This window comes from Streptomyces sp. NPDC041068, from assembly GCF_040647455.1.
Classification (GTDB): Bacteria; Actinomycetota; Actinomycetes; order Streptomycetales; family Streptomycetaceae; genus Streptomyces.
Genome location: NZ_JBEZCG010000003.1, coordinates 542,644 through 568,110 on the forward strand (window position 1 = coordinate 542,644; position 25,467 = coordinate 568,110).

At 71.5% G+C, this 25,467-nt stretch carries 22 protein-coding genes and 1 riboswitch; of the genes, 14 read left to right on the forward strand and 8 right to left on the reverse strand.

Going from position 1 to position 25,467, the window contains the following annotated elements:
• Window positions 1-66 precede the first annotated feature (66 nt).
• Entirely contained in the window at window positions 67-1,218 is a 1,152-nt protein-coding gene (locus tag AB0B50_RS09535) for a glycoside hydrolase family 6 protein (RefSeq protein ID WP_362328248.1), read from the forward strand.
• Here the strand turns inward: AB0B50_RS09535 and AB0B50_RS09540 are convergent.
• The 3 genes from AB0B50_RS09540 to AB0B50_RS09550 all read right to left on the reverse strand — a co-directional run bounded on the left by AB0B50_RS09540 (window position 1,197) and on the right by AB0B50_RS09550 (window position 5,300).
• The gene (locus tag AB0B50_RS09540) at window positions 1,197-2,381 is read right to left on the reverse strand and encodes a Cmx/CmrA family chloramphenicol efflux MFS transporter (protein WP_362328057.1); all 1,185 of its coding nucleotides are present in this window, start codon (window positions 2,379-2,381) and stop codon (window positions 1,197-1,199) included. The two genes, AB0B50_RS09535 and AB0B50_RS09540, sit on opposite strands and share 22 nt — an antisense overlap.
• A 220-nt stretch (window positions 2,382-2,601) precedes the next feature.
• A complete protein-coding gene (locus AB0B50_RS09545; RefSeq protein WP_362328059.1) occupies window positions 2,602-3,996 on the reverse strand; it encodes a solute carrier family 23 protein in 1,395 nt (464 codons plus the stop codon).
• A 77-nt stretch (window positions 3,997-4,073) separates the two neighbouring features.
• The gene (locus AB0B50_RS09550) at window positions 4,074-5,300 is read right to left on the reverse strand and encodes an MFS transporter (RefSeq protein WP_362328061.1); all 1,227 of its coding nucleotides are present in this window, start codon (window positions 5,298-5,300) and stop codon (window positions 4,074-4,076) included.
• Window positions 5,301-5,418: 118 nt separating this feature from the next.
• Here AB0B50_RS09550 and AB0B50_RS09555 point away from each other — a divergent pair, with 118 nt between their 5' ends.
• The gene (locus tag AB0B50_RS09555; RefSeq protein ID WP_362328063.1) at window positions 5,419-6,588 is read left to right on the forward strand and encodes an ROK family transcriptional regulator; all 1,170 of its coding nucleotides are present in this window, start codon (window positions 5,419-5,421) and stop codon (window positions 6,586-6,588) included.
• 9 nt (window positions 6,589-6,597) lie between these two features.
• On the opposite strand, the gene AB0B50_RS09560 is transcribed toward AB0B50_RS09555, so the two are convergent.
• The 3 genes from AB0B50_RS09560 to AB0B50_RS09570 all read right to left on the reverse strand — a co-directional run bounded on the left by AB0B50_RS09560 (window position 6,598) and on the right by AB0B50_RS09570 (window position 10,798).
• Window positions 6,598-7,374 carry an NAD(P)H-binding protein gene (locus AB0B50_RS09560; protein ID WP_362328065.1) on the reverse strand — a complete coding sequence of 259 codons (777 nt, stop codon included), beginning with the start codon at window positions 7,372-7,374 and terminating at the stop codon, window positions 6,598-6,600.
• Window positions 7,375-7,483: 109 nt separating this feature from the next.
• A complete protein-coding gene (locus tag AB0B50_RS09565) occupies window positions 7,484-8,380 on the reverse strand; it encodes an RNA polymerase sigma-70 factor (protein WP_362328067.1) in 897 nt (298 codons plus the stop codon).
• Window positions 8,381-8,455: 75 nt separating this feature from the next.
• Complete coding sequence (locus AB0B50_RS09570; RefSeq protein ID WP_362328069.1) at window positions 8,456-10,798, reverse strand: chitinase C-terminal domain-containing protein; 2,343 nt, start codon at window positions 10,796-10,798, stop codon at window positions 8,456-8,458.
• Between the two features lie 265 nt (window positions 10,799-11,063).
• Window positions 11,064-11,194: riboswitch (FMN riboswitch) on the forward strand.
• A gap of 212 nt (window positions 11,195-11,406) precedes the next feature.
• Here AB0B50_RS09570 and ribD point away from each other — a divergent pair.
• The 10 genes from ribD to AB0B50_RS09620 all read left to right on the forward strand — a co-directional run bounded on the left by ribD (window position 11,407) and on the right by AB0B50_RS09620 (window position 19,973).
• Complete coding sequence (gene ribD / locus AB0B50_RS09575; protein WP_362328250.1) at window positions 11,407-12,465, forward strand: bifunctional diaminohydroxyphosphoribosylaminopyrimidine deaminase/5-amino-6-(5-phosphoribosylamino)uracil reductase RibD; 1,059 nt, start codon at window positions 11,407-11,409, stop codon at window positions 12,463-12,465.
• Window position 12,466: 1 nt separating this feature from the next.
• The gene (locus AB0B50_RS09580) at window positions 12,467-13,087 is read left to right on the forward strand and encodes a riboflavin synthase (RefSeq protein ID WP_362328070.1); all 621 of its coding nucleotides are present in this window, start codon (window positions 12,467-12,469) and stop codon (window positions 13,085-13,087) included.
• 44 nt (window positions 13,088-13,131) lie between these two features.
• On the forward strand, window positions 13,132-13,731 hold the full coding sequence (locus AB0B50_RS09585; protein ID WP_362328252.1) for a nicotinamide mononucleotide transporter family protein: 600 nt from the start codon (window positions 13,132-13,134) through the stop codon (window positions 13,729-13,731).
• Window positions 13,728-15,080: a bifunctional 3,4-dihydroxy-2-butanone-4-phosphate synthase/GTP cyclohydrolase II gene (locus AB0B50_RS09590; protein ID WP_362328072.1), complete on the forward strand. Its 1,353-nt coding sequence runs from the start codon at window positions 13,728-13,730 to the stop codon at window positions 15,078-15,080. The genes AB0B50_RS09585 and AB0B50_RS09590 overlap by 4 nt, the downstream gene beginning before the upstream one ends.
• Before the next feature lie 62 nt (window positions 15,081-15,142).
• Window positions 15,143-15,628 (forward strand): 6,7-dimethyl-8-ribityllumazine synthase, encoded by a 486-nt coding sequence (ribH, locus tag AB0B50_RS09595; RefSeq protein ID WP_362328074.1) that lies wholly within the window; start codon window positions 15,143-15,145, stop codon window positions 15,626-15,628.
• A 35-nt stretch (window positions 15,629-15,663) separates the two neighbouring features.
• Window positions 15,664-15,936, forward strand: a complete 273-nt coding sequence (locus AB0B50_RS09600) for a phosphoribosyl-ATP diphosphatase (RefSeq protein ID WP_030951748.1) — start codon at window positions 15,664-15,666, stop codon at window positions 15,934-15,936.
• Window positions 15,937-15,991: 55 nt separating this feature from the next.
• Window positions 15,992-16,840, forward strand: a complete 849-nt coding sequence (gene hisG / locus AB0B50_RS09605; RefSeq protein ID WP_362328076.1) for an ATP phosphoribosyltransferase — start codon at window positions 15,992-15,994, stop codon at window positions 16,838-16,840.
• A gap of 31 nt (window positions 16,841-16,871) precedes the next feature.
• Window positions 16,872-17,321, forward strand: a complete 450-nt coding sequence (locus tag AB0B50_RS09610; RefSeq protein WP_362328078.1) for a PH domain-containing protein — start codon at window positions 16,872-16,874, stop codon at window positions 17,319-17,321.
• Between the two features lie 199 nt (window positions 17,322-17,520).
• Window positions 17,521-18,882, forward strand: coding sequence for a hemolysin family protein (locus AB0B50_RS09615; RefSeq protein WP_362328080.1), 1,362 nt, complete (start codon window positions 17,521-17,523; stop codon window positions 18,880-18,882).
• Window positions 18,879-19,973 carry a hemolysin family protein gene (locus AB0B50_RS09620; RefSeq protein WP_362328082.1) on the forward strand — a complete coding sequence of 365 codons (1,095 nt, stop codon included), beginning with the start codon at window positions 18,879-18,881 and terminating at the stop codon, window positions 19,971-19,973. The genes AB0B50_RS09615 and AB0B50_RS09620 overlap by 4 nt, the downstream gene beginning before the upstream one ends.
• Before the next feature lie 31 nt (window positions 19,974-20,004).
• Here the strand turns inward: AB0B50_RS09620 and AB0B50_RS09625 are convergent, their stop codons facing one another.
• Both AB0B50_RS09625 and AB0B50_RS09630 read right to left on the reverse strand, forming a co-directional pair.
• Window positions 20,005-21,951 carry an AAA family ATPase gene (locus AB0B50_RS09625; RefSeq protein WP_362328084.1) on the reverse strand — a complete coding sequence of 649 codons (1,947 nt, stop codon included), beginning with the start codon at window positions 21,949-21,951 and terminating at the stop codon, window positions 20,005-20,007.
• Between the two features lie 443 nt (window positions 21,952-22,394).
• Window positions 22,395-23,042 (reverse strand): AAA family ATPase, encoded by a 648-nt coding sequence (locus AB0B50_RS09630; RefSeq protein WP_362328086.1) that lies wholly within the window; start codon window positions 23,040-23,042, stop codon window positions 22,395-22,397.
• 280 nt (window positions 23,043-23,322) lie between these two features.
• Between AB0B50_RS09630 and AB0B50_RS09635 the strand changes: the two genes are divergently transcribed.
• Both AB0B50_RS09635 and AB0B50_RS09640 read left to right on the forward strand, forming a co-directional pair.
• Window positions 23,323-24,678 (forward strand): peptidase C39 family protein, encoded by a 1,356-nt coding sequence (locus AB0B50_RS09635; RefSeq protein ID WP_362328254.1) that lies wholly within the window; start codon window positions 23,323-23,325, stop codon window positions 24,676-24,678.
• A 145-nt stretch (window positions 24,679-24,823) separates the two neighbouring features.
• On the forward strand, window positions 24,824-25,387 hold the full coding sequence (locus AB0B50_RS09640) for a hypothetical protein (RefSeq protein WP_362328088.1): 564 nt from the start codon (window positions 24,824-24,826) through the stop codon (window positions 25,385-25,387).
• Window positions 25,388-25,467: the final 80 nt, after the last annotated feature.

The following is a 25,467-nucleotide window of genomic DNA, read 5'->3' on the forward strand; positions in this document are numbered from 1 at the left end:
GGCATCCGTGCGCGGCGCAGGGCCGAACTGCGTGCCGAGCGCAGGCGTGCGGCCCGCAGGGGCGTGATGGTCGCGGTCGCCTCGGTGGTGGCCGCCGTGGGCACCGTCGCCGGAGTGGTCTCCGCGCTCGACGACAGGCAGGGCCGGGACCAGGCGCGTCCGAAGGCGACCGGTTCGCCGACCCTGGAGCCGCTGCCCGCCGTGCCGACGCCGTCCCCGTCACCGACCGCCTCCGCGCGGCCGTCGTCGTCGCCGTCGCGGTCGAGTGCCGGGCCCGAGCCGCAGCGGCCGAAGGAGCGGCCGAAGGAGCCGTCGCAGGGGCCTTCGGAGAAGCCGCCCACGGAGTCCGCACCGGCCGCCGATCGCCTCTACCGGTACGGGGATTCGCAGGTCATCGACTGGGTCAGGGCCAACCGCGGCGACCCCCGCCGACCCCTCATCGAGTCCCGTATAGCGCGGCGGCCCGCGGCCGTGTGGTTCGCCGACCACAGCCCGTCGACGATCACGTCGCGGGTCAGGGCGGTCACGAGGTCGGCGGGCGACCGCGTCCCGGTCCTCGTGCCGTACGCGATACCGGACCGCGACTGCGGAGGGGCCTCGAAGGGCGGCGCACCCGACCTCGCCGCCTACGACGCCTGGGTCGAGAGGTTCGCCGCGGGTCTCGGCTCCGGCGAGGTCGTCGTGATCCTGGAGCCCGACGCGATCGCCCTCTCGGAGTGCCTGAGCGCGGGCGAACGGGCCGACAGGTACGGGGCGTTGGCTCGCGCGGGCCGGGTCATCAAGGCCGCGAACCCGAAGGCCAGGGTGTACCACGACGCGGGGCACTCCGGCTGGAATGCAGCCGGGAAGCAGGCGGGGCGGCTGCGCAAGGCGGGCGCGGCATCGACCGCCTCGTCGGACGGCATCTTCACGAACGTCTCCAACTTCCACCGCACCTCCGCCGAGGTCGCCTACGCCCGCCGGGTCCTGGACGCGCTCGGCGGCCCGCGCTCGCTGGGCGCCGTCATCGACACCAGCCGCAACGGCAACGGCGCCCCGGCCGACGGCACGTGGTGCGACCCCGAAGGGCGCAAACTGGGCAGGGCGCCGACCCTGCGCACCGGAGAGGCGCGGATCGACGCCTACCTGTGGATCAAGCTGCCGGGCGAGTCCGACGGCTGCAAGGGCTCGCCCGGCACCTTCACTCCCGGCTACGCCTACGAGTTGGCGCGCGACTGAGCCACGGCGGGCGCGGGGGTCCGCCGCCGCAGGCCGAGCGCGGCGCCGCCGATGACCAGGGTGAGCGCCACGAGCAGCGCGCTCACCCAGAGCGGTGAGCGGTAGCCGAGTCCCGCGGAGATCGCGAGCCCGCCGGCCCACGGGCCGAGCGCGCCGCCCACGTTGAACGCGGCCGTGGCGAACCCGCCCGCCAGGTTGGGCGCGTCGGTGGCCGCGTACAACACCTGGGAGATGAGCGTGGACCCGACGCCGAAGGACAGTGCGCCCTGCACGAGGACCAGCACGACCGCGACCTCCGTGTGCGCGGCCGTCACCGCGAACAGCACCCAGCCGGCAAGGAGCGCGAGCGAGCCGAACACCAGGAGCGGCATGGGCCGCGCGTCGGCGACACGGCCGCCCGCGCTGACACCGACGAACGAGCCGATGCCGAACAGCGCGAGCACCACCGGCACCCAACCGGAGCCGAGCCCTGTGACGTTGGTGACCAGCGGCTCCAGATACGTGAACGTGCAGAAGGTCGCGCCGTTCACCAGCGCGCCGAGCAGCAGCGTCACCAGGAGCCGAGGACCGCGCAGGGCACGCAGCTCACCGAGAACGCTCGGCCCGGCGGCGTCCGGAGTGCCCGTGGGCACGGCCCGCGCGATGGCGAACACGGCGGGTACGGAGATCAGGGCCACGGCCCAGAACGCCGACCGCCAGCCCCAGATCTGGCCGAGCAGCGCCCCCGCGGGCACGCCCGCGACACAGGCGAGGGTGACGCCGCCGAGCAGTGCGGAGGCGGCGCGCCCTTTCGCGTTCGGCTCGACCATGCCGGTGGCCGTCACCAGGGCGACCGCGAGGAACCCGGCATTGGCGAGGGCTCCCACGACGCGCGTGGCGAGCAGCAGGGCGAAGCTCGTGGTGAGCGCGCCGACGACATGGACCACAAGGAAGGTGACGAGGAAGGCCAACAGGGCGCTGCGGCGCGAGAAGCGACGGCTCACGACGGCCATCAGCGGTGCGCCGACGATCATTCCCACGGCGAACGCCGAGGTGAGATGGCCCGCGGACGGAATGGAGACGTCCAGGTCCGCGGCGATGTCCGAGACGAGGCCGGACAGCATGAACTCGGAGGTGCCTTGCGCGAACACGGCAAGTCCGAGGAGGTAGATGGCAAAGGGCACAGCAGGACTCCGCAACCACGGTGTGGATCGAAACGATCAGGACACGGGAGCGGTGATCCGGTGGTGGGGTGCCACGGTCGCGGACGGCTGCGCAAACGCAGCGAGAGCGTCAGCGTGAACGCATGGAAGGCCACCGGACGACCGGTGGCCGGAGTCTGTCGGACTCGGGGTTGGACATGGTGCGCACCCTAAGCAGCGGCCGCGCACCACGTCCAGCCGATTAACGTTCCTTGCCCGCCGAGCCCTCTTCGTCGTACGTCGACGTACCCGAATCAAGCAGCGGTTCCTGGGACTTGAGGTGCGGCGGCGCGAACGCGCGCAGCACGTGGTAGCCGGTGATGACGACGATCGTGCCGAGCGCGATGCCGCTCAGTTCGAAGTTGTCGGTGAACTTCAGCGAGACGCCGCCGACGCCGATGATGATGCCCGCGGCGGCGGGGACCAGGTTCAGCGGATTGCGCAGGTCGACCTTGGCGTTGATCCAGATCTGCGCGCCGAGCAGGCCGATCATGCCGTACAGGATGACGGTGATGCCGCCGAGCACACCGCCGGGGATCGCGGCCACGACCGCGCCGAACTTGGGGCAGAGCCCGAAGAGCAGCGCGAAGCAGGCCGCCGCCCAGTACGCGGCCGTCGAGTAGACGCGGGTCGCCGCCATCACGCCGATGTTCTCGGAGTACGTCGTGTTGGGCGGGCCGCCGACCGCGGTGGAGAGCATGGAGGCGGCGCCGTCGGCGGAGATCGCCGTGCCGAGCTTGTCGTCGAGGTTGTCGCCGGTCATCTCGCCGACGGCCTTCACATGGCCCGCGTTCTCCGCGATGAGCGCGATGACGACGGGCAGCGCCACGAGGATCGCCGACCACTCGAAGCTCGGCGCGTGGAAGGACGGCAGACCGATCCAGTCGGCCTTGCCCACGGCGGACAGGTCCAGACGCCAGTGGTCGACGACCTTGCCCGAGCCGTCCGCCGAGTTGATCTTCCCGAAGACCTGGTCGAAGAGCCAGGAGATGCCGTAGCCGAAGATCAGGCCCAGGAAGATCGCGATGCGCGACCAGAAGCCGCGCAGGCACACCACGGCCAATCCGGTGAACAGCATCACCAGGAGGGCCGTCCACTGGTCCTGCGGCCAGTACGTCGCCGCGGTGACCGGCGCCAGATTGAAGCCGATCAGCATGACGACCGCGCCGGTCACGATCGGCGGCATCGCGGCGTGGATGATCCGCGCCCCGAACTTCTGCACCGCGAGACCCACCAGGAACAGCGCGGCCCCGACGACGAAGACCGCGCCGGTCACCGTCGCGCTGGAACCGCCCTGCGCGCGGATGACCGCGGCGACACCCACGAAGGAGAGCGAGCAGCCCAGATAGCTGGGCACACGGCCGCGCGTGGCGAGCAGGAAGATGGCGGTCGCGACGCCCGACATCATGATGGCCAGATTCGGATCCAGACCCATGAGTACGGGTGCTACGAAAGACGCACCGAACATTGCGACCACGTGCTGGGCGCCGAGCCCGAAGGTCCGCGGCCAGGAGAGCCGCTCATCGGGACGGACGACCGCGCCGGGGGCGGGGGTGCGCCCGTCGCCGTGCAGTCTCCAGCGCACGCCGAGATCCATGGTGAGTGTCGCTTTCTGTGCGCTGAGCCGGGCCGTGTCGCGTGGCCCGAAATGATCGACGCCATGTTAATGCGGCGTCAGTGCGACTTCTCCCCGGTGCGGTTCATCCGTCCCGGGGTCGGGACGGTCGTCCCGTCGCGTTCGGGACCTCGGTCCGTGCGCAGGACACCGGCGAAGGCCGCGAGGCCACAGGCAAGCACCGTCACCAGGGCGAAGGAGGTCACGAGGCTCGTCGCCTCGGCCAGCGTGCCGATCGCGGAGGGGGCGATCAGGCTGGATGTGTACGTGATGGTCGCGACGCCCGCGATGGCCTGACTGGGGTTGGGACCGCTGCGCCCGGCCGAGGCGAAGGCGAGCGGCACCACGACCGCGATGCCGAGTCCCATCAGCGCGAAGCCGGCCATGGCCACGACCGGGTGCGGGGCGAGGACGACGAGGAGGCCGCCGAGCGCCGCGAGCACCCCGCCGACGCGCACCGTGCGCACCGCGCCGAACCGGTTCACCACCGCGTCGCCCGCGAGCCGCGCGATCGCCATGGTGAGCGTGAACCCGGTGGTGGACGCGGCCGCGACACCGGCCGACGTGTCCAGGACGTCCCGCAGATAGACCGCCGACCAGTCCAGGCTCGCGCCCTCCGCGAAGACCGCGCAGAAGCCGACCGCGCCGATCAGCAGTGCCGACCTGGGCGGCAGCGAGAACCGGGGCGGCGCCTCCTCCTCGGGCTCCGGCTGCAGGTCGAGCACGCCCTGGACGGCGACGAGGCCGATCGTGGTGAGCGCGACGGCGGCGAGCACGTGGTGCAGCCGGGCGTCCGCACCGAGGTGGGCGGCGACCGTGCCGGCCGCGGAGCCGATCAGGGCGCCGACGCTCCACATGCCGTGCAGGCCCGACATGATCGACTTCTTCATGCGGTTCTCGGTCTCGACGCCGAGCGCGTTCATCGCCACGTCGGACATCCCCGAGGTGGCTCCGTACACGAAGAGCGCCAGGCAGAGCGTGAGCAGATTGGGTGCGAGCGAGGGCAGGACCAGCGCGAGCGTCCACATCGCGAGCAGCCCGCGCAGCGCGTTGCGGGCGCCGAAGCGGTGGCTGATGCGGCTCGCGAGCGGCATCGCGAGGGAGGCGCCGATCGCGGGGAAGGCGAGGGCGAGGCCGAGCTTGCCCGCGCTGACGTCGGCGTGCTCCTGGATCCAGGGCACCCGGGTCGCGAAGGATCCCGCGACCGCGCCGTGCACGCAGAAGACGGCCGCGACGGCGATGCGCGCCCGCTTCAACCGCTGTTTGTCGTAGACCACTTCACTCATTCCGCTCCGCCCCTCCCGAGTGCTGCCCGACACGGCGGCAGTGCCGCCCGCTTCGGCGACGTAAACTATCAGGAACCCTGCCTGATAAATAGAAGACTTTCTGTGGGAGGATCCGGCCATGCCTGTCTCGCCCGCCTCACCGAGCACCGCTCGGGCCATCAACGACCGGCTCGCGCTCGGCCTCCTGCAGAGCGAAGGGCCGCTGACGGCGAACCAGTTGAAGCAGCTCACCGGCCTGTCGCGGCCCTCGGTGGCCGATCTCGTCGAGCGGCTCCAGGGCTCCGGGCTCATCACGGTCGTCGGCGAGGCGGGCGCCCAGCGGCGCGGCCCGAACGCCCGGCTGTACGGGATCGTGGCCGACCGGGCCCATCTCGCCGCCCTCGACGTACGCACCGAGAGCGTCTCCGTGGTCGTGACCGATCTGCTCGGCGCGGTGCTCGCCGAGGCCTCCGCACCCGTCGGCGGCGACACCGGGCCCGCCGTGGAGCGCGCCGTCGCGCTGGTCGAGCGCGCGGCACGGGAGGGCGGCGTCCAGCGGCTGCACACCGTCGGCATCGGCGCCCCCGGCCTGATCGACCCCGCCACCGGCGAGCTGCACGACACGACGTCGCTGCCCGCCTGGCACCGCCGCCTCGCGGGGGTCCTCCAGGAGCGGTTCGGCGCGCGGGTCCTCGTGGAGAACGAGAGCAACCTAGCGGCCCGAGCCGAACGGCGTGACGGCGCGGCGCACGACCGCGAGACCTTCGTGCTGCTCTGGCTCGGTGACGGCGTCGGCGCCGCGGTCGTGCTCGACGGGGTGCTGCGCAGGGGTGCCTCGGGCGGCGCGGGGGAGATCGGCTTCCTGCCGGTGCCCGGCACCGGAGGGCTGCCGTCCGCCACCGGGTGCGACGGCGGCTTCCACTCGCTGGCCTGCGCGGATGCACTTCGTCAACTGGGCGCGGAGTACGGGATTCTGAAGCCGGACATGTCCGCGGCGGACGTCGTGCGGTATGCGGTGGAGGCCGAGGAGGGTGCTTTCCTCGACGCCGTCGCCGAGCGGATCGCCGTCGGCGCGGCTGCGATGGCCGCACTGCTCGATCCCGGCTGTGTCGTTCTGGGCGGTGAGATCGGCCGCGCGGGGGGACCCGCGCTGGCCGATCGCGTCACGGCGCGGGTCGGTGCGATGTCTCCTTTGCGTACGGAGGTCCGTGCGAGCGCGTTGGGAGGTTCTGCCGTGTTGAGGGGGGCGTTGCTCGCCGCGCGGGACGCGGCCCAGGATGAGATTTTCGGGCCGCCGCCGGGGCATTGAGCGTCTTTGTCAGCGGCTGGTTCCTGGCCGGTCGCGCAGTTCCCCGCGCCCCTTCGGGGCACTGCCGAGGTACTCCTCGAACGTGCCCTTCCCCACGGCCTGTTCGGGAGCGAGGTGGCCTCCCTCCCGGGCCGCGCGGTACGTCGCTCCCGCGAGGCGCACCGGGAGAACCGGGCGGCGCTTGCCCGTCGTACGCAGGTAGCTGCGCGCCAGGTCGGGGAAGGCGCGGATCTCGGGGCCTCCCATGTCGGGGACCCGGCCTGCCGGTGGTGCCGTCGCCAGTTCCGCGAGGCGGTCCGCGACCTCGGCGACCTCGATCGGCTGATCGCTGATCCCCGCGGGCAGCAGCAGGACAGGCAGCTTCGCCGCGCCCTGAAGGATCCGCAGGACCAGGTCGTGGAACTGCGTGGTCCGCAGCACCGTCCAGCCGAGCCCCGACTCCTCGATCAGCCGCTCCACGGCGAGCTTGGCCTTGTAGTAGCCGAGCGGCACCCGGTCGACGCCGACGATCGAGATGTAGACCAGGTGCCCGACCCCGGCCTCGCGCGCCGCCGCGATCAGGTTCCGCGCCGCCTTCTCGTCGCCCCCGCGCGGCGAGCTCGCGCAGTGCACGATCACGTCCACGCCCGCCACCGCCGCGTCCAGACCGGTGCCCTCGCGCAGATCGACGGCGTACGGCTGCGTACGGCGGCTGAGCACCCGGACCTCGTGCCCCTCCGTGCGCAGCCGCTCGGTCACGAGGCGGCCGAGGGTTCCGGTGCCGCCGGTCACCAGGATCGTGGTCATCACAAGGCTCCTTCGCAGTGCGGGACGCCCTGAACGCGTCCCTCACCGGCTGAGAACCGAGCAGCCCCCGGGAATGTGACAGCCGGGCCGGAGCAATAGGACAGCCGGGTCAGACCACGGCGGCCAGCTGGCGCTCCACGAAGGCCAGCTTGTCCGGATTGACCACGGCCCGCACCCCGGTCACCACGCCACCGCTCAGCTCGAAGGAGGCGATCCCCATCAGCCGCCCCGCCGCATGCGCGACCAGCGCGGGCGAGCCGTTGACCTCTGCGTACGAGAACTCCATCGCGGCACCGAAGTTCTCCAGGCCGCCCACCAGGAACCGCGTCACCTTCGCGCGCCCCAGGATCGGCCTGCGCGCGGCGGTGACCTTGCCGCCGCCGTCGCCCCACCACGTCACGTCCGCGGCCAGCATCTTCTCCAGGCCCGCCACGTCTCCCTCGCGCGCCGCCGCGAGGAAGGACGCGACGAACTCCTGCCGCAGCTCGCGCCCCGGCTCGAAACGGGACCGCTCCCCGGCGACCGCGCGGGCCGCCCTGCGGTACAGCTGGCGGCAGTTGGCCTCGCTCGCGTCCAGGACCCCGGCGATCTCCCGGTGGCTGTACGCGAAGGCCTCACGCAGCACGTACACCGCGCGCTCCATCGGCGTGAGCCGCTCCAGGAGGACGAGCAGCGCCATCGACACCGCGTCGCGCTGCTCGGCGGACTCCAGCGGCCCGAGCGCGCCGCCGGAGGTGAGGACCGGTTCGGGCAGCCAGGTCCCCACGTACTCCTCGCGCCGCGCACGGGCCGACGTGAGCCTGTTCAGACAGAGGTTGGTGACGATCTTCGCCAGCCAGGCGGCGGGCCGCTCGATGTCCTCGCGCCGCGCGCCGTTCCAGCGCAGATACGCGTCCTGCACGGCGTCCTCCGCCTCCTGCGCGGAGCCGAGCATCCGGTAGGCCAGGGAGAACATCCGGGGGCGGTGGGTCTCGAACTCCTCGGCCAGTGCCGTTGCGCTGCTCACGCCCACAGGGTGCCAAACCCCGCGGGCGTGAGCGGCGAAGGGGTCAGTGCCCCGTGGGCGTGTGCCCCGCGGACGTCAGCAGGTGCCGAGGTCCTGCCAGACGCCCCACTCGCCGCCGGCGCCGGGCTCGTCGCCCTTCGTCCACCACTTGGCCTTCCAGGTGTGGGACTTGTGGGACACGGTCGTCCCGGTGCCGTACTCGGACGACGAACTCCACACGGGTGCGGTGCACTTGCCCGGGGTCGGCGGGTCCGTCGGGCCCGGCGGGTCGGTCGGCCCGGTGCCCGTGCCCGGCTCGACCACCGTGGTGCCGCGCGCCAGGTCGCCGGCGAGCGCGTAGTTCGTGCCGCCGATGTTCACCGTCCAGTTCCACGGAGTGGACACCGGCAGGTAGTAGTTGAAGGACAGGTCGATGGAGGCCCCGGGCGCCACCGACTGCCAGGCGGGCAGCTTCAGCGAGACCCGGTGGAAGTCGCCCTTCAGGCCTCCGACGTTGCTGCCGGTGTGGTCGCTGCTGATCACCTTCGTGCCGAAGCCCGACTGGTCGGAGGCGTTGCCGGGAGCCGCGGTGGAGTAGTCGAACTGGAACTCCGTGCCGCCGGGCAGTGTCGTCTTCGTGTTGTTGGTGATCTTCACCTTGGGCGTGATCGGGTAGTTGGAGTCGCCGAGCTTGAAGTCCCCGAACTCCACGCCGATGTCGACGGCCTTGGTGGGCAGCTCCTTGTTGGAGACCTTCGCGCCGTAGGGCTTCGCGGCCTTGAACTTGTCGTACATCAGCGAGGTGAGCGTGTCACCGATCTCGTACTGCCCCTTGGTGGCGTTCCACCGGTAGTCGCCGGCCATCTCCCAGACCATCGTGCCGCCGATGCCCCGGTCGACCACGTAGTCGGCCTTCTTCGCCACCGACTCCTCGTCCTCCGTGGAGAGGAAGACCTTCTTGTCCGCGTTCCACAGCCAGGGCGCGACCAGCGAGGAGCTGTACTTGCGGGCGTAGCTGCCGGTGAGCTTGGTGTCCGCGGGGAAGCCGTACTTGGTGACGTAGTCGCCGACGATCCCCTTCTCCAGGTTCTTCGCGTGCCACATCGGGTTGGACCCGGCGGGCGACTCCTTGCCGTTGTCGTCCTTGTCGTGCCAGAGGTTGTCGATGCCGACGGCGCCGTCACCGCACTTGGTCAGGCCCGACCCGGCGGGACAGCTGGTGGCGGGCGCCTTGCCCCACAGCCCGTCGGTGCCGCCCTGCACGTTCTTGAAGCCGCGCGTGTAGTACGGCAGACCGATGTTGATGCGCCCGGCGGGCATCGAACCGCGGAAGTAGTGATACGCCCAGTCGGTGTTCAGATAGCCGATCCCGCCGTACTGCTGGCTGCCGTACACGCCCGCGGCCGCGAGCTCGCCGTCCTTGCCGTCGTCGTAGAGCGAGGCGTTGGGGCCGACGTACTCGTTCCAGGCGCCGTGCAGGTCGTACGACATGATGTTGACGTAGTCCAGGTACTTCTGGACCTGGAAGGTCTCCATGCCGCGCAGCAGATAGCCGGAGGAGGGGGCCGCGACGGTCAGCATGTAGTGCTTGCCGTCCGCCGCGCCCGCCTTGTCGAGCTTCTCGCGCAGGGTCTTCATCAGCGCCGCGTAGCCCTTGACCAGGCCGCCGCGCCGGGCGTTGGAGATCGAGTAGTCGAGCGGGTTGCCCGCGTCCTTCATCGAGGTCGGGTACTCGTAGTCGATGTCGACGCCGTTGAAGCCGTACTTCTTGATGAAGGAGACGGCGGAGTCCGCGAAGGTGTCGATGCCCGCCTGGTTCACCGAGCCGTCGGCGTTGGTGGCCATCGAGTAGAAGCCGCCGGAGTTCACGCGCTTGCCGTCGTCGCCGAAGTAGCCGCCCGTCTCGGCCCAACCGCCCACCGAGATCAGCGTCTTGACGTTCGGGTGCTTCTTCTTGAACTTGTTGAGCAGGTTGAAGTGGCCCTTGTAGGGCAGCTCCGGGTCCATCTCGGCGCCCGCGACGCCCGGCCAGGTCATGCCGGTGGCGGCGTTCTTCTCGCCGTCGGAGCCGACGGAGACCTTGTTGTCCTTGTCGACGTGCGCGAAGGCGTAGTTGACGTGGGTGACCTTGTCCCAGGGGATGTCCGGGGCGAGGTAGGCGGGCTCGCCGTTCTTGCCGGTGCGCCAGCCGGTGAAGTAGCCGATGACGCGGCGCTGGTGGTCGGCGCCCATCTTCTCGCGTCCCTCACTGTCGTAGACCGAACAGTAGGGAACGTCGACACCGGGCGTCCGGTAGAGGCCGTCGGGGCGACAGGACGCGTTGTCGGCGGCCTGCGAGACACCACCGGAGAGCAGGCCGACCAGCAGTCCCGCGACGGCGGTGCCGGCCGCGAGCAGCGTGGGTCTCGCTCGGGTGAGGGATGACGCGAGGGATGACAAGGAATCCTCCTGGGAGGTGCGGAACACGAACGGGCGGAACACAACTGGCAAAGATGTGAAGCGTTCTGGGGCCCTGGTGTGCGCACACCGTCGGCTCCGGCTCCTCGGAGGTGTCGCAGAGATTAAAAGGACTAGACCATTGAGTCAATAAGTCCGGACCAATTTGGTTGAACATGATGTTGAACGGTGGTGCTGTGAGCCAGCCCACAGCTATTCGCCCGCATGGCCGACGATCAGGCGTGGCAGACTGGCCTCGTACCAGAAGCAGCGCACTCCGGGGTCGGTGTAATTCCGAACCGGCGGTTACAGTCCGCGACCCGGTCGCCTCCAGCGGCCGGTTGACCAGGTGAAATTCCTGGACCGACGGTGAAAGTCCGGATGGGAGGCAGTGCGCGGCGGGCGGGCATCTTTGCACGCCGTCGTTTGTGGCTCGTTCCTGGCATCCCCAGGGGCGGTCCCCGGGATATCCCGGGGACAGGTGTCATCCGGCGTCGGCGTCGCTCCAGGTGCCGTTGCCCGTACGTTCTGTCGTCATCGACAGGCCCCGGAGTCCGTGCCCGAAGAGGCAGGAGGACCCGGTGGCCACCGCCGTAGCCGAAGCAGCCGCCATGCGGCGCGCCCTCACGCTGGCCGCGCGCGGCCTCGGCTCCACCAGCCCCAACCCCGTCGTCGGCTGCGTCGTCCTCGACGCCGCGGGCGAGAGCGTCGGCGAGGGCTGGCACCAGCGCGCCGGCGGCCCGCACGCCGAGGTCCACGCCCTGCGCGCGGCGGGGGAGCGGGCCCGGGGCGGCACCGCCGTCGTCACCCTCGAACCCTGCAACCACACGGGCCGCACCGGCCCCTGCGCGCAGGCCCTCATCGACGCAGGGATCGCCCGCGTCGTCTACGCCGTCGGCGACCCGAACCCCACCGCGACCGGCGGCGCGCACACCCTGCGCGCGGCCGGGATCCCGGTGGAACAGGGCCTGCTGGAGGCCGAGGCCGCCGAGGGGAACGCCGCCTGGCTGACCTCCGTACGCCTCGGCCGCCCCCACGTCACCTGGAAGTACGCCGCCACCCTCGACGGCCGCATCGCCGCCGCCGACGGCACCAGCCGCTGGATCACCTCCGCCGAGGCCCGCGCCGACGTGCACCGGCTGCGCGCCGAGTGCGACGCCGTCGTCGTCGGCTCCGGCACCCAGCGCGCCGACGACCCGCACCTGGCCGTGCGCGGCATCGAAGGCGCCGTCCAGCCGCTGCGCGTCGTCCTCGACACGAACGGCACCGCCGTCACCCCGGGCGCCCGCGTCCTGGACGACGCGGCACCCACCCTGATCGCCGTCGCCGAGGACGCCGCACCCGCGTACGCCACCGAAGAGACGGTCCGACTCCCGCGCGCGGAGGGCGGGTTGGACATTCCGACCCTCCTCGACGTGCTCCACGCGCGCGGGGTGCGCTCCGTACTCCTCGAAGGCGGCCCGACGCTCGCCGGTGCCTTCGTCGCCGCCGGCGCCGTCGACCGCGTCGTCGGCTATCTCGCGCCCGTCCTGCTCGGCGCGGGCCCCGCCGCCCTGACCGGCGGCGGAATCACCACCATCACCGAAGCGTTGCGGCTCGACGTGAGCGAGACCGTCCGCATCGGCCCCGATCTCCGCATCACCGCAACCCTCGTAGCGAAGGAGCACTGACGTGTTCACCGGAATCGTCGAAGAGCTCGGCGAGATCACCGCCGTCGACAACCTTCCCGACGCCTCCCGCTTCCGCCTGCGCGGCCCCGTCGTCACCGAGGGCGCCAAGCACGGCGACTCCATCGCCGTCAACGGCGTCTGTCTGACGGTCGTGGAGCACGAGGGCGACGAATTCACCGCGGACGTCATGGCCGAGACCCTGAACCGCTCCAGCCTCGGCGCGCTCGCCGTCGGCTCCCGCGTCAACCTGGAGCGCCCCACCTCGGTCGGCGCGCGCCTGGGCGGCCACATCGTGCAGGGTCACGTCGATGCTGTCGGCACCGTCGTGGAGCGCAAGCCGTCCGAGAACTGGGAGATCGTCAAGGTCTCCCTCCCCGCCCACCTCTCCCGCTACGTCGTCGAGAAGGGCTCCATCACGGTCGACGGCGTCAGCCTCACCGTGGTCGACGCCGGGCCCGACTACTTCACCATCAGCCTCATCCCCACGACCCTCGCGCTGACCACGCTCGGCATCAAGCAGCCCGGCGACCCGGTCAACCTCGAGGTCGACGTCATCGCCAAGTACGTCGAGCGCCTGCTCGGCGACCGCGCCCAGGTCCCTGATCGGGAGGCCACCCAGTGAACTGGCTCAACTCCGAAGCCTTCACGGCCTTCGACCAGCACATCATGTGGTCCGACATGATCGGCAACACCGTCGGCCTGATCGCCCTCGCGCTCGGCTGGCGGCGCTCGATATGGACCTGGCCCGCACAGTTCCTGTCCGGCGTCCTCCTCGTCGCCGCGTACGCCTCCGCACAGCTCTCCGGCGGCGTCGGCAAGCAGCTCCTCGTCATCGGCGTGGCGCTGTGGGGCTGGCGGCAGTGGACGCGCGGCAAGCAGCAGGCGCAGGACGGCTCCATCGCCATCCGCTTCGCCACCTGGAAGGAGCGGGGCGTCCTGCTCGCCGGCACCGCGGCAGGCACCCTCGCCGTCGGCGCCCTGTTCAGCGCGGTTCCCTCGCTGTCCTGGAACCCCTGGCCGGACGCCTACATCTTCGTCGGCACGCTCGCCGCGATGGTCGCCCAGGCCCGCGGTCTCGTCGAGTTCTGGTTCGCCTGGCTGCTCGTCGACGTGGTCGGCGTGCCCCTCGCCTTCAGCAGCGGCCTCGCCTTCTCCGGCCTCGTCTACGTCGTCTACCTCGTCATCGTCCTCTGGGGCATGCGCGACTGGTGGCTGCGCTCGCGCGCGGCGGCCTCTCAGCCCGTCATGGAAGGAGCCCCGGCATGAGCGCCCACCCGTCTCCCACCACCGCCCTGAACGAGGCGCTTCGCGGCGCCCCTTCAGGCACCCCTGTCTGGTACAGCACCGCCAACGGCGAAGACACCTCGGACCTGTCCCTCGACCCCGTCGAGCAGGCCATCCGCGACATCGCGGCGGGCCGCCCCGTGGTCGTCGTCGACGACGAGGACCGCGAGAACGAGGGCGACCTCGTCATCGCGGCCGAGAAGGCGACGCCCGAGATCGTCGCCTTCATGATGAGCGAGTGCCGCGGCCTGATCTGCGCGCCCATGGAGGCCGGCGAACTCGACCGGCTCCGGCTCCCGCAGATGGTCGAGCACAACACCGAGTCGATGAGCACGGCCTTCACCGTCTCCGTCGACGCGTCCGCCGCGCACGGCGTGAGCACCGGCATCTCCGCCGCCGACCGCGCCACCACGCTCCGGCTCCTCGCGGGCGGCGAGGCGGGCCCCGACGACTTCGTGCGCCCCGGGCACGTCTTCCCGCTGCGCGCCAAGCCCGGCGGCGTGCTCGTGCGCGACGGCCACACCGAGGCCGCCGTCGACCTCGCCCGGCTCGCCGGCCTGCGACCCGCGGGGGCCATCGTGGAGATCGCGGGCGAGGACGGGAAGATGCTGCGGCTGCCCGAGCTCGTGCCGTTCGCCCGCAAGCACGGCCTGACGATCATCTCCATCGAGGACCTGATCGCCTACCGCCGCTCCTCGGAGCCCACCGTCCGCCGCGAGGCCGAGGTCAGCCTGCCCACCGCCTTCGGCGAGTTCACGGCGTACGGCTACCGCTCCACCGTCGACGGCGTCGAGCACGTCGCCCTCGTCCACGGCGACATCGGCGACGGCGTCGACGTTCTGGCCCGTCTGCACTCCGAGTGCCTGACCGGCGACGTCTTCCACTCGCTGCGCTGCGACTGCGGCCCCCAGCTGGAGGCCTCCATGCGGCGCATCACCGAGGAGGGACGCGGCGTCGTGGTCTATCTGCGCGGCCACGAGGGGCGCGGCATCGGTCTGCTCTCCAAGCTGCGTGCGTACGAACTCCAGGAGCGCGGCAGCGACACCCTCGACGCCAATCTGGAGCTCGGCCTGCCCGCCGACGCCAGGGACTACGGCGCGGGCGCCCGGATCCTGGACGACCTCGGCGTCCGCAGCGTCCGGCTGATGACCAACAACCCCGACAAGACCGACGCGGTCCTGCGGCACGGCCTGAAGGTCACCGGGCGCGAGCCCATGCCGATCAAGGCCGGCGAGCACAACCTCCGGTACCTGCGCACCAAGCGGGACCGGATGGGGCACGACCTGCCCTGGCTGGACACCACCGACGTGTCCGCCTGCGGCAACCAGTAAGCACCGACGACCCCTACGACGTACAGACGACCCCTACGGCGTACAACGGCAAGGAGAAGCGCGTGAGCGGCAAGGGTGCACCCGAACTGAGCGTGAAGAACTGCGGCGACCTGCGGGTCGCGGTGATCGCCGCGCAGTGGCACGAGAAGGTCATGGACGGCCTCGTCGACGGCGCCCTGCGGGCCCTGAACGAGCTCGGAATCAGCGAGCCGACCGTCCTTCGCGTGCCCGGCAGCTTCGAGCTGCCGGTCGTCGCGAAGGTCCTCGCCGGCCGGGGCTACGACGCGATCGTCGCCCTCGGCGTCGTCATCCGCGGCGGCACCCCGCACTTCGAGTACGTGTGCCAGGGCGTCACGCAGGGCCTCACCCAGGTCTCCGTGGACAGCGGCGTCCCGGTCGGCTTCGGCGTGCTGACCTGCGACACCGAGGAGCAGGCCCTGGACCGCGCGGGCATCGAGGGATCCCGCGAGGACAAGGGCCACGAGGCGGTCACCGCGGCCGTGGCCACGGCCACCACGCTGCGTACGATCTCCGAACCCTGGCGCTGAGGGGAGCCGGGCGGCCGCGTAGAGTGGCGACCATCATGTCCAAGAAGACTTTCGAGGAGCTCTTCACCGAGCTCCAGCACAAGGCCGCCAATGGCGACCCCGCGACCTCCCGCACCGCCGAGCTGGTCGACAAGGGCGTCCATGCCATCGGCAAGAAGGTCGTCGAGGAGGCCGCCGAGGTCTGGATGGCCGCCGAGTACGAGGGCAAGGAAGCCGCCGCCGAGGAGATCTCGCAGCTCCTCTACCACGTGCAGGTGATGATGGTCGCCCGCGGCATCTCCCTCGACGACGTGTACGCCCACCTCTGAGCCGTACGTCCCCAAGTCACCCCAACTCACCCATCACGCAAAGGAATCCCGCCTCATGCTGCGCATCGCCGTCCCCAACAAGGGTTCACTGTCCGGACCTGCGTCGGCGATGCTCCATGAGGCCGGATACCAGCAGCGCAAGGAGTCGAAGGAGCTCGTCCTCGTCGACCCCGACAACGAGGTCGAGTTCTTCTACCTCCGGCCCAAGGACATCGCGATCTACGTCTCGGCCGGCAAGCTCGACATCGGCATCACGGGACAGGACCTGCTGATCGACTCGGGCGCGAACGCCGAGACGATCCTGCCCCTCGGCTTCGCCCGCTCCACCTTCCGCTTCGCCGCGAAGCCGGGCACCGCGAGCGGCATCGCCGACCTCGCGGGCAAGACGGTCGCCACCTCGTACGAGGGCATCGTCGCCAAGCACCTCGCCGAGCAGGGCGTCGACGCCTCCGTCGTCCACCTGGACGGCGCCGTGGAGACCGCCATCGAGCTGGGCGTCGCCCAGGTCATCGCGGACGTCGTGGAGACCGGCACCTCCCTGCGCAACGCGGGCCTTGAGGTCTTCGGCGAGCCGATCATGAAGTCCGAGGCGGTCGTCATCCGCCGCACCGGCGCCGACGCCGACGACCCGAAGGTGCAGCAGTTCCTCCGTCGCCTCCAGGGCGTCCTGGTCGCCAGGTCGTACGTGATGATGGACTACGACTGCCGCGCCGAGCACCTGGAGCAGGCCGTCGCCCTCACCCCGGGCCTGGAGTCGCCGACGATCTCCCCGCTGCACAACGAGGGCTGGGTGGCCGTCCGCTCCATGGTCCCCGCCAAGGAGGCCCAGCGGATCATGGACGACCTGTACTCCATCGGGGCGCGGGCCATCCTGACCACGGCCATTCACGCCTGCCGTCTCTGACCGGCCCCTGATCCGGTAGGAGCACCGCCTCATGTCCGACAGCCCCGCTCTCCCCGCCCTTCCCGTCACCTTCCGGCCGACGCGGACCCGGGCCGTCCTGCTCACCGCGGGCGTCGTGATCTTCGTGACGATCACCGCGATCGCCTTTCTGCTGCCCGACCTCAGCCCGGGGGAGCGGACCAGCTTCGTCTTCACCGGCGCGCTGCTCTTCGGCGTGCTCGCGCTGCTCAGCAGGCCCAAGGTCGTCGCCGACGAGTCCGGCGTGACCGTCGTCAACATCGCGACCAGCCGCCGTCTGGCCTGGGCCGAGATCGTGCAGGTCAACCTCCGCCCCGGCGACCCCTGGGTGTTCCTCAACCTGAGCGACGGCACCAGCCTGCCCGCCCTGGGCATCCAGCCCGGCATCGGCAAGCAGCAGGCCATCGGTGACGCCCGCGCCCTGCGCGCGCTCACCGACGCCCGCACGGCCCTCGGGGACTAGACGTCCCGCGCCCCGTCTTGATTAATCTGGTGGCGGGGCGCGCATGGAGTGCCGCCCCGCCCCTGACGGGCCCGCCCGGTCCCCAGGGGCTCCTGCTACCCGAGGAGTGACTCCCTCCGGCGATGGACGGATCGTCCTGTAGTACCTGCGCCGCCCCCTCCCGACATACCGGGACCGGCACGACCGGGGAGGCGGCGGCATGACAGTCCCCCTGCTGCTTCTCGGGGCGGCATTCCTGCTGATTCTCGCCAACGGCTTCTTCGTGGCGGCCGAGTTCGGCCTCGTCACCGTCGAGCGTCCGGACGCCGAGAAGGCCGCGGCCGACGGGGACCGACGGGCCCGCACGGTCGTCGGCGCCCTCAAGGAGCTGTCCTTCCAGCTCTCCGGCACCCAGCTCGGCATCACCATCACCTCGCTCGTGGTCGGCATGCTCGCCGAACCGGCCCTCGCGCACCTGCTCGCGGGCCCGTTCAAGGCGATCGGCATCCCCGAAGGCGCCGTCGGCGGCGTCTCCGTGGTGGTCGGCATGCTGCTCGCGTCCGCCGTGCAGATGGTCATCGGCGAACTGGTGCCCAAGAACTGGGCGGTGTCCAGGCCGCTGCAGGTCGCGCGGTTCGTCGCGGGCCCGCAGCACGTCTTCTCACGGCTCTTCCGCCCGGTGATCTCCCTCCTGAACGCCGTGGCCAACCGTCTCGTACGCGCGCTCGGCGTCGAGCCCGCCGAGGAGCTGGCCTCCGCCCGCACCCCGGGCGAACTGGTCTCCCTGGCCCGGCACTCGGCGCAGGCGGGCGCCCTGGAGCAGGACACCGCCGACCTGTTCGTGCGTACCCTCTCGCTCGGCGAACTGACCGCGCAGCACGTCATGACGCCGCGCGTGAAGGTCAGCGCGCTGCAGTCCTCGACGACGGCCGAGGACGTGGTCAACCTGACCCGCGCCACCGGCCTGTCCCGCTTCCCGGTCTACCGCGAGCGGATCGACGAGATCGTCGGCATGGTGCACCTCAAGGACGCCCTCGCGGTGCCCGCGCACGACCGCCTGCGCACCCCCGTCAGCCGGATCGCGAAGTCCCCGCTGCTCGTTCCCCAGACACTGCCCGTGCAGCCCCTCCTGGAGCGGCTGCGCAGCGAGCAGCCCATGGCCGTCGTCGTCGACGAGTACGGCGGCACGGCGGGCGTCGTCACCCTGGAGGACATCGTCGAGGAGCTCGTCGGCGAGGTCCGCGACGAACACGACCTGCTCGACCTGCCCGACCTGTGCGTGGCGCCGGCCGAGGAGGGCAGGCCCGCCTGGGACGCGGACGGCAGCTGCCGCGTGGACACGCTGCAGCGCATAGGACTCGACGTACCCGAAGGGCCCTACGAGACCGTGGCCGGCCTCGTCGCCGATCTGCTCGGCCGCATCCCGGCCCCCGGCGACCGGGCCGAACTGCCCGGCTGGCGGCTCTCGGTGCGCCAGGTCGGGCACTACCGCGCGGAGCGGGTGCGCCTCGTGCGGACCCGGGAAGCCGGTGCGGCGGACACCGCCCCCGCGGTGCCCGAAGTCGCGGAGGCGCTGCGGTGAGCCTGCTCCAACTCCTCCTCGCCGTCCTCCTCGTGCTCGCCAACGGCTTCTTCGTGGGCGCCGAGTTCGCGCTCGTCTCCGTGCGCCGCAGCCAGATCGAACCCCTGGACTCCAAGAGGGCCCGCCAGGTCCTGTACGGCCTGGAGCACCTGCCGCAGATGATGGCCGCCGCCCAGTTCGGCATCACCGTCTGCTCGTTGACGCTCGGCGCCGTCGCCGAGCCGACCGTCGCGCATCTCCTCGAGCCGCTCTTCGCGGCGATCCACCTGCCCGAGGGCATGATCCACCCCCTCGGCTATGTGATCGCGCTCGCCGTCGTCGTCTTCCTGCACCTCGTCATCGGCGAGATGGTCCCGAAGAACCTCGCGATGGCCGCCCCCGAGAAGACCGCCCTCTGGTTCAGCCCCGGCCTCGTCGCCTTCGCGCGGCTGTGCCGCCCGGTGACCGTGGCGCTCGGCGCGTGTGCGCGACTCGTCCTGAAGGTCTTCGGGGTGGAGCCCAAGGACGAGGTCGAGGCGGTGTTCACCAGTGTCCAACTGGGCCGCCTCGTCGAGGACTCGGGCCAGGCGGGGCTCCTGGACCCCGAGGAGCAGGAGCGCCTGGAGGACGCCCTCGAACTGGGCTCGCGCCCCGTGACGGACGTCCTGCTGGATGCGGTGTCCCTGGTGACGGTGGGCCCCTCGGTCACCCCGGGCCAGGTCGTCGCGCTCACCGGGCGCACCGGGTACTCCCGCTTCCCGGTCTGCGCGGAGAACGGCGCCTTCATGGGCTACCTCCACGTCAAGGACGTACTCGACCTGGAGGACACCGACCGCGCCGTGCCGCAGCAGGTCTGGCGCCCGATGACCACGCTGCGGGCCGAACTCCCGCTGGACGACGCCCTGACCGTGATGCGCCGCGCCGCGACGCATCTGGCGCAGGTCGCCGACGCCTCCGGCAAGGTGCTCGGCCTGGTCGCGCTGGAGGACGTCCTGGAGCTCCTGGTCGGCGAGGTCCGTGACCCCGCGCACCGCGTCGCGGTGCCCCGCAAGGCCCAGGAAGCACCCGGAGGCGACGCGCGCGAGGCGCGTGGCGGCGCCCTCGTGGGGTGAGCGCGCGGGGCGTGGCCCGCACGACGCGTCCTCAGATGCCGGACGGGTTCTGCGGCCCGCGCCCCGAGAGCACCTCTCCGTACGCCTGCATCAGGTCGGGCAGGCGCAGCGTCGACAGGTCGTCGCGCCCCGGCTCGCCCGGATAGCCGGTCAGCCGCAGATCGCGGTAGGCGCAGCTCTTCTCGTACAGGGTGCGCAGGAAGCGGCCGTTGCCGAGCTCGTCGATCCAGGCCTGGTCGACGACGTGCCCACTGATGGAGCGCAGCTCATCCAGCGCCTCCTCGTCCCACACGTCGCCGTTCTCGGCGGCGAGCACCTCGCCGATCGAGGTCAGTTCGAGGGGGCGGTACGAGGGGAAGTCGACGCGGGTCGTGAAGCGCGAGGACAGGCCGGGGTTGGCGGCGAGCAGCCGGTCCATGCCCTCGGGGTAGCCCGCGAGGATCACGACGAGGTGGTCGCGGTTGTCCTCGGCCCGCTTGAGGAGGACCTGCAGGGCCTCGTCTCCGTACGCGTCGCCCTTGCCGTAGCCGGAGTTGGAGAGGGAGTAGGCCTCGTCGACGAAGAGGACGCCGCCGATCGCGGAGTCGATCAGTTCGTTGGCCTTCACCGCGGTCTGGCCGAGGTACTCGCCGACCAGGTCGGCGCGCTGCGCCTCCACGAGGTGGTCGCCGCCGAGCAGCCCGAGGGCGTAGAAGACCCGGCCGAGGATGCGGGCCACGGTGGTCTTGCCGGTGCCGGAGGGACCGGAGAAGACGAAGTGTCGTTTCGGCGGCTGCACGGGAAGGCCCTGCGCGGCGCGCAGCCGGGCCATGTTCAGCTGCGCGGAGAGCGCCTTGACCTGGCGCTTGACCGGCTCGAGACCCACCATGCGCTCGAGCTCGGCGAGCGCGGCCTCCAGGAGCGCGGGGTCGGTGGGCCCCGGCGGCAGCTGCGGTGGGCCCGCCTTGATCGGAATGATCGCCTTTTCGCGGACGGCATCGGTCTCGGAGGGCCCGGCCGGACCGCCCGCGTTCCCGGGTCCCGCGGGTCCCACCGGGCCGTTGAGGCCGCCGGGCCCCGGCGGAGCGCCACCCGGCGGGAGTTCGGATCCGGTGACCTTCACGTCGCGGCCCTCGGTGCCGAACAGCACGTCGATGCCGTCGGGACCCTCCAGGACGTCCGGGCTCGCGCCGGCCAGGCTGATCGCGGCGGCGAGGTCGGCGGCCTCGTCGTACCCGTCGCCCTCGGCGATGGCCGCGAGCCGTGCCGAGGTGTCCATGAAGGAGGCGTCGACCCGGTGCACCGCGCGGTACAGCGGCAGGGCCGCCGCCGAGCGGCCGGTTCCCTCGTGGGCGCGGGCCAGCCAGTAGCGCAGTTCCTTGCGCTGCGGCTGCTCGCTGCGGCAGCGCATCAGGGCGGCGGACAGGAGCGGTTCGGCCTGGCCGTACATCTCCAGGCGCACCCGGGCCATGCCGCCGAAGAGCCCGGCCTCGATGCCCAGCATCGGGTCGTCGATCAGCGGGTCCGTGTGCCGCACCAGCTGCTCCCAGTCCTTGACGAGATAGGAGCGGCAGGCGTGCAGGAAGCGCACCTGCGGGTCCGCGTCGACCGGTGGCAGTCCCGCGAGCGCCCGGTCGAGCTCCGGGACATGGCGGCCGTCCAGCCAGTGCGAGGCGTGCGCGAGCAACAGGTCCCGCGCGCTCTCCAGGACGGGCTGCACCCACCAGCCGAGCCAGTACCAGGAGTTGAGGGTGCGCGCGTGCCGTGCGCGCTGCTCCCCGAACCGGTCCCGGTGCTGGAACATCCGCAGCAGCGCCGTCGTCGTGTCGATGCGCAGCGCGTGCAGCCCGAGCCAGCCGTCGGCCATCCCGGGATCCATCCGTACCGCGGTCCGGAACTCCTCCTCCGCCTGCGGGTAGGCGCCCATCGTGTAGGCGTCGACGCCCCTCAGCCAGGCGAGGTCGGCCGGGGCGGGTGAGCCCACCGCGTCGAAGTCCATCAGGTCCCCCACAAACCGTGCCCCCGTTTGCGTACCGCCGGACCGGTGCCCGCCGGCCACTGCGCTGAACCACCGTGCTGCGGACGGGAGTTGACTCGGTGCGTAGAGCAGCCGTCCGAAAAGGCGCACCGAGAAGCATCGTACCTGCGGGGGAGCGGTCGGCCGTAGGGTGCCGCACCGGCGGATCGGCCGGAAAGGGGCGGGGAGGGATGGCCTCGATGGTGACCGAGGGTGAGCGAATGGCGGCTCGCAGCGGCCGGAAATCGGCCCGGAGGGCAGAACGAAGCCCCCGATCACGGGGGAACAACCGGGGGCTTCGCGTCTGCGGGCGGCCCCGCAGGACCGCACATTCAGAACGTAAGTCCTGTAAGGCCCCTGGGTCAAGCCGAGTTGGGGCACTCATGAAAACTCGTGGGGCCAAGTGGAAGCAGTTTTCCGGAGGTTCAGCGGACCGCCGATGGTCCCTCACCCTGTGTGACGACTTGGGTCTCCGCTGACGCCTCACCGGGCCCCCGCAGTACCTCGTATCCCTCTGGGCACTGTCGTACCAATAGCTGGGCGAAGGGCCGGGAAGGGTCGTCCGCGAAGTGCCGGAGTTCCGCGGGCTCCCAGCCGTCCCAGAAGTCACTCTGGACCGCCCCGTCCCGCGCGCGCCCGCGCCGCCATGCCTCCTCGCGCGGTACGTCCATCCACAGCAGCGCGGCGAGGTGCGGCCGCAGCGCCCGGCGGCCCGCGCCGACGCCCTCGACGATCACCACGGGCGCGGGCGGCAGGGCCCTGCCGGCGGGGCCGAACCGACGCTCGTTCCAGTCGTACGTCGCGTGGTGCGCCGTCTCGCCGCGGGAGAGCGGCCCGAGGACCTGCTCCCGCAGCCGCTCGGTCCAGCCGAACAGCTCGGTGTGGCTCGCGATGTCGTCGAGCCGCAGGACGGGCGCCCCGCCGAGCGCCTCGGCCAGGCGCCGGGCGAACGTCGACTTGCCGGAGCCCGCGTGGCCGTCCACGGCGATCAGCCGGACGGGGCCGCAGGACGGCGGCAGGCGGCGCAGGGGGTCCGCGAGGCGGGGGAGAGGGGTGTGCGGGTGTCCGGTCATCATCGGCAAGGGTACGGGCGCGGAAGGGTCGCGGAAGGATGTGTTCCGCGTGCCGTCGCAGGTCATGCCATTGGTTGAGGCCAATATTGGTGCGCGCGGCAGTGCCCGAAGCGCTGGCAGAAGTCGGCCGGGACCGGCCATAGTTGGCCCACTTCCGTGCACCTGACCCGACCCTTCCGGATCTTGCCGGAAACCACGTCGACTGGGGGTCCCCTTCATGGACCGAGCTGACCGAAGCGACAGAGCCGACCGGGCGCGCCGCGCCGACCGGACCGAGGACATGTCCCGCAGATCCGTGCTCGCCACGGCGGCCGCGGTGGCCGCCGTCGCGGCGACGACGGCCCCCGCCCTGGCCGCGGGCGCCGCGGGAACCGGGCGCCGCCCGCCGCGCGCGGACCGCCTGGTGGACAACCGCTTCTGGACCTCGTACGAGGACTGGCGGTCCGGCACCGCCGAGGGCACCGCGGCCGTCGCGGGGGCGCGCCCCGGCCTGCGGATCGCGAAGCCCGCGGGCCGCACCGACTACGCCGACCCGCACACCGGCAGGACCGCCACCTGGGAGTACGCCCGGTGGACCACGCCCACGCACCGCTCCACCGTCCCCGCGACGGAGCTGATCGCGTCCTGGAACGCGCACACCCCGGCCGGGACCTGGCTCCAGGTCGAGCTGCGGGGCACGTACTCGGACAAGACACAGACTCCTTGGTACGTGATGGGCCGCTGGACTTCGGGGGACGACGCGGAGAAGGACATCCGGCGGACCTCGGTCGACGACCAGACCGACGGCAAGTCCACGGTCTGGACGGACACGCTCTCCCTGGACGACACGACCACGGGCCTGCGCGTCGCCTCGTACCAACTGCGCCTGACCCTGTACCGCGAGCCGGGTGCGACGGCGACCCCCACGGTCTGGCGGCTCGGCGCGATGGCCTCCGCGATCCCCGACCGCTTCACGGTGCCCGCGTCGAAGCCGGGGCTCGCCAAGGAGCTGACCGTCCCGCGGTACTCCCAGGAGACGCACGTCGGGCAGTACCCGGAGTACGACAACGGCGGCGAGGCCTGGTGCAGCCCCACCTCCTCGCAGATGATCATCGAGTACTGGGGCCGCAAGCCGACCCCGGAGGACCTGGCCTGGGTCGACCCGTCCTTCGCCGACCCTCAGGTGTGCCACGCGGCTCGCTTCACGTACGACTACCAGTACGGGGGCTGCGGCAACTGGCCGTTCAACGCCGCGTACGCGGCGACGTACAAGGACCTCCAAGGCGTGGTGACCCGCCTCGCTTCCCTCACCGAACTGGAGTCACTGATCGCCGCGGGCATCCCGGCCATAACGTCCCAGTCGTTCCGCAAGGAGGAGCTGACGGGCGCGGGCTACGGCACGGCGGGCCACCTGATGACGGTGATCGGCTTCACGCCCACCGGCGACGTGATCGCCAACGACCCGGCGTCCCCGAGCAACCCGGCGGTCCGCCGCGTCTACAAGCGCCGCGAATGGGAGAACATCTGGCTCCGTACGAAGAGGTACAACGCGTCGGGGAAGGTGGTCTCGGGCACCGGCGGGGTCTGTTACCTCTACTTCCCCACGAAGATCTCCACGGCCCAGCGCAAGGCGCTGGCGGCGGTGGGCATCCGCTGACGACTCCTTCTCGGCGGCTGAGCGTCCTCGGTACCGATGCCCAGCCGCCGAGTGGAGCAAAGCGCACCCTGTCGAATGGCGGCGCGCTCACCCCTCACGGAATCTGACCAGCAGACAGGCAACCGCTGAGAGAGACGAGTTGGGTGTGCGCAAGAGATTCCTGGGATGTGTCGCGGCGCTGGTGTGCGGAGTCACGGTCCTCGGCCCGCTGCCGGCGGCCGCGGCGGAACCGCCGCCGTCACCGAATGCCATGACCGAGCGCGAGCTGAAGAACCAGGCCAGGACGTTCCACAGCTTCGGCAGGACGGGGCATGCCAACGCCACCGTCTCCACGTTCGCGGGGGACGTCCTCCAGGGGCAGATGAAGCCCGAGAAGGTCCGCCAGGGGCTCGCGAAGGTGGACGCCTCGCTGGACAACCTGCTGGCCATCATCCCGGGCGGTCCCCCGGGCCAGCGCGTGGCGAACCCGATCCTGAAGGCCACCGTGGAGGCGATCAAGAAGGAAACCCGCAAGATGGCCGAGGCCCGCGCCAGGACCGACTACCCGGCCCTCCTGGCCGCCGGCACGGCACTGACCACGCAACTCTCCCTGCTGACCGCCCAAAGCTTCGCCGGCTTCGGCATCGACCTGGCCCAACAGATCGTCGGCACGGTCCTCCAGCCCTTGACCCCGACACCTCAGCCACCCCAGCAGCGCGGCGCGTCCTAGTCCGTGCGTCCTAGTCCATGCGTCCATGCCGTGCGTCCATGACGTGGGCCCCACTCGTCGGTCGAGCGGGGCCCACGTGG

Coding starts and splice junctions, on each gene's coding strand:
- AB0B50_RS09635 (WP_362328254.1), top strand. CDS start 23,323: ATGTCCCGCAGATCCGTGCTCGCCACGGCGGCCGCGGTGGCCGCCGTC.
- ribD (WP_362328250.1), top strand. CDS start 11,407: ATGCGGCGCGCCCTCACGCTGGCCGCGCGCGGCCTCGGCTCCACCAGC.
- AB0B50_RS09585 (WP_362328252.1), top strand. CDS start 13,132: ATGTGGTCCGACATGATCGGCAACACCGTCGGCCTGATCGCCCTCGCG.
- AB0B50_RS09615 (WP_362328080.1), top strand. CDS start 17,521: ATGACAGTCCCCCTGCTGCTTCTCGGGGCGGCATTCCTGCTGATTCTC.
- hisG (WP_362328076.1), top strand. CDS start 15,992: ATGCTGCGCATCGCCGTCCCCAACAAGGGTTCACTGTCCGGACCTGCG.
- AB0B50_RS09560 (WP_362328065.1), bottom strand. CDS start 7,374: ATGACCACGATCCTGGTGACCGGCGGCACCGGAACCCTCGGCCGCCTC.
- AB0B50_RS09600 (WP_030951748.1), top strand. CDS start 15,664: ATGTCCAAGAAGACTTTCGAGGAGCTCTTCACCGAGCTCCAGCACAAG.
- AB0B50_RS09590 (WP_362328072.1), top strand. CDS start 13,728: ATGAGCGCCCACCCGTCTCCCACCACCGCCCTGAACGAGGCGCTTCGC.
- AB0B50_RS09545 (WP_362328059.1), bottom strand. CDS start 3,996: ATGGATCTCGGCGTGCGCTGGAGACTGCACGGCGACGGGCGCACCCCC.
- AB0B50_RS09625 (WP_362328084.1), bottom strand. CDS start 21,951: ATGGACTTCGACGCGGTGGGCTCACCCGCCCCGGCCGACCTCGCCTGG.
- AB0B50_RS09535 (WP_362328248.1), top strand. CDS start 67: ATGGTCGCGGTCGCCTCGGTGGTGGCCGCCGTGGGCACCGTCGCCGGA.
- AB0B50_RS09550 (WP_362328061.1), bottom strand. CDS start 5,300: ATGAGTGAAGTGGTCTACGACAAACAGCGGTTGAAGCGGGCGCGCATC.
- AB0B50_RS09630 (WP_362328086.1), bottom strand. CDS start 23,042: ATGACCGGACACCCGCACACCCCTCTCCCCCGCCTCGCGGACCCCCTG.
- AB0B50_RS09610 (WP_362328078.1), top strand. CDS start 16,872: ATGTCCGACAGCCCCGCTCTCCCCGCCCTTCCCGTCACCTTCCGGCCG.
- AB0B50_RS09555 (WP_362328063.1), top strand. CDS start 5,419: ATGCCTGTCTCGCCCGCCTCACCGAGCACCGCTCGGGCCATCAACGAC.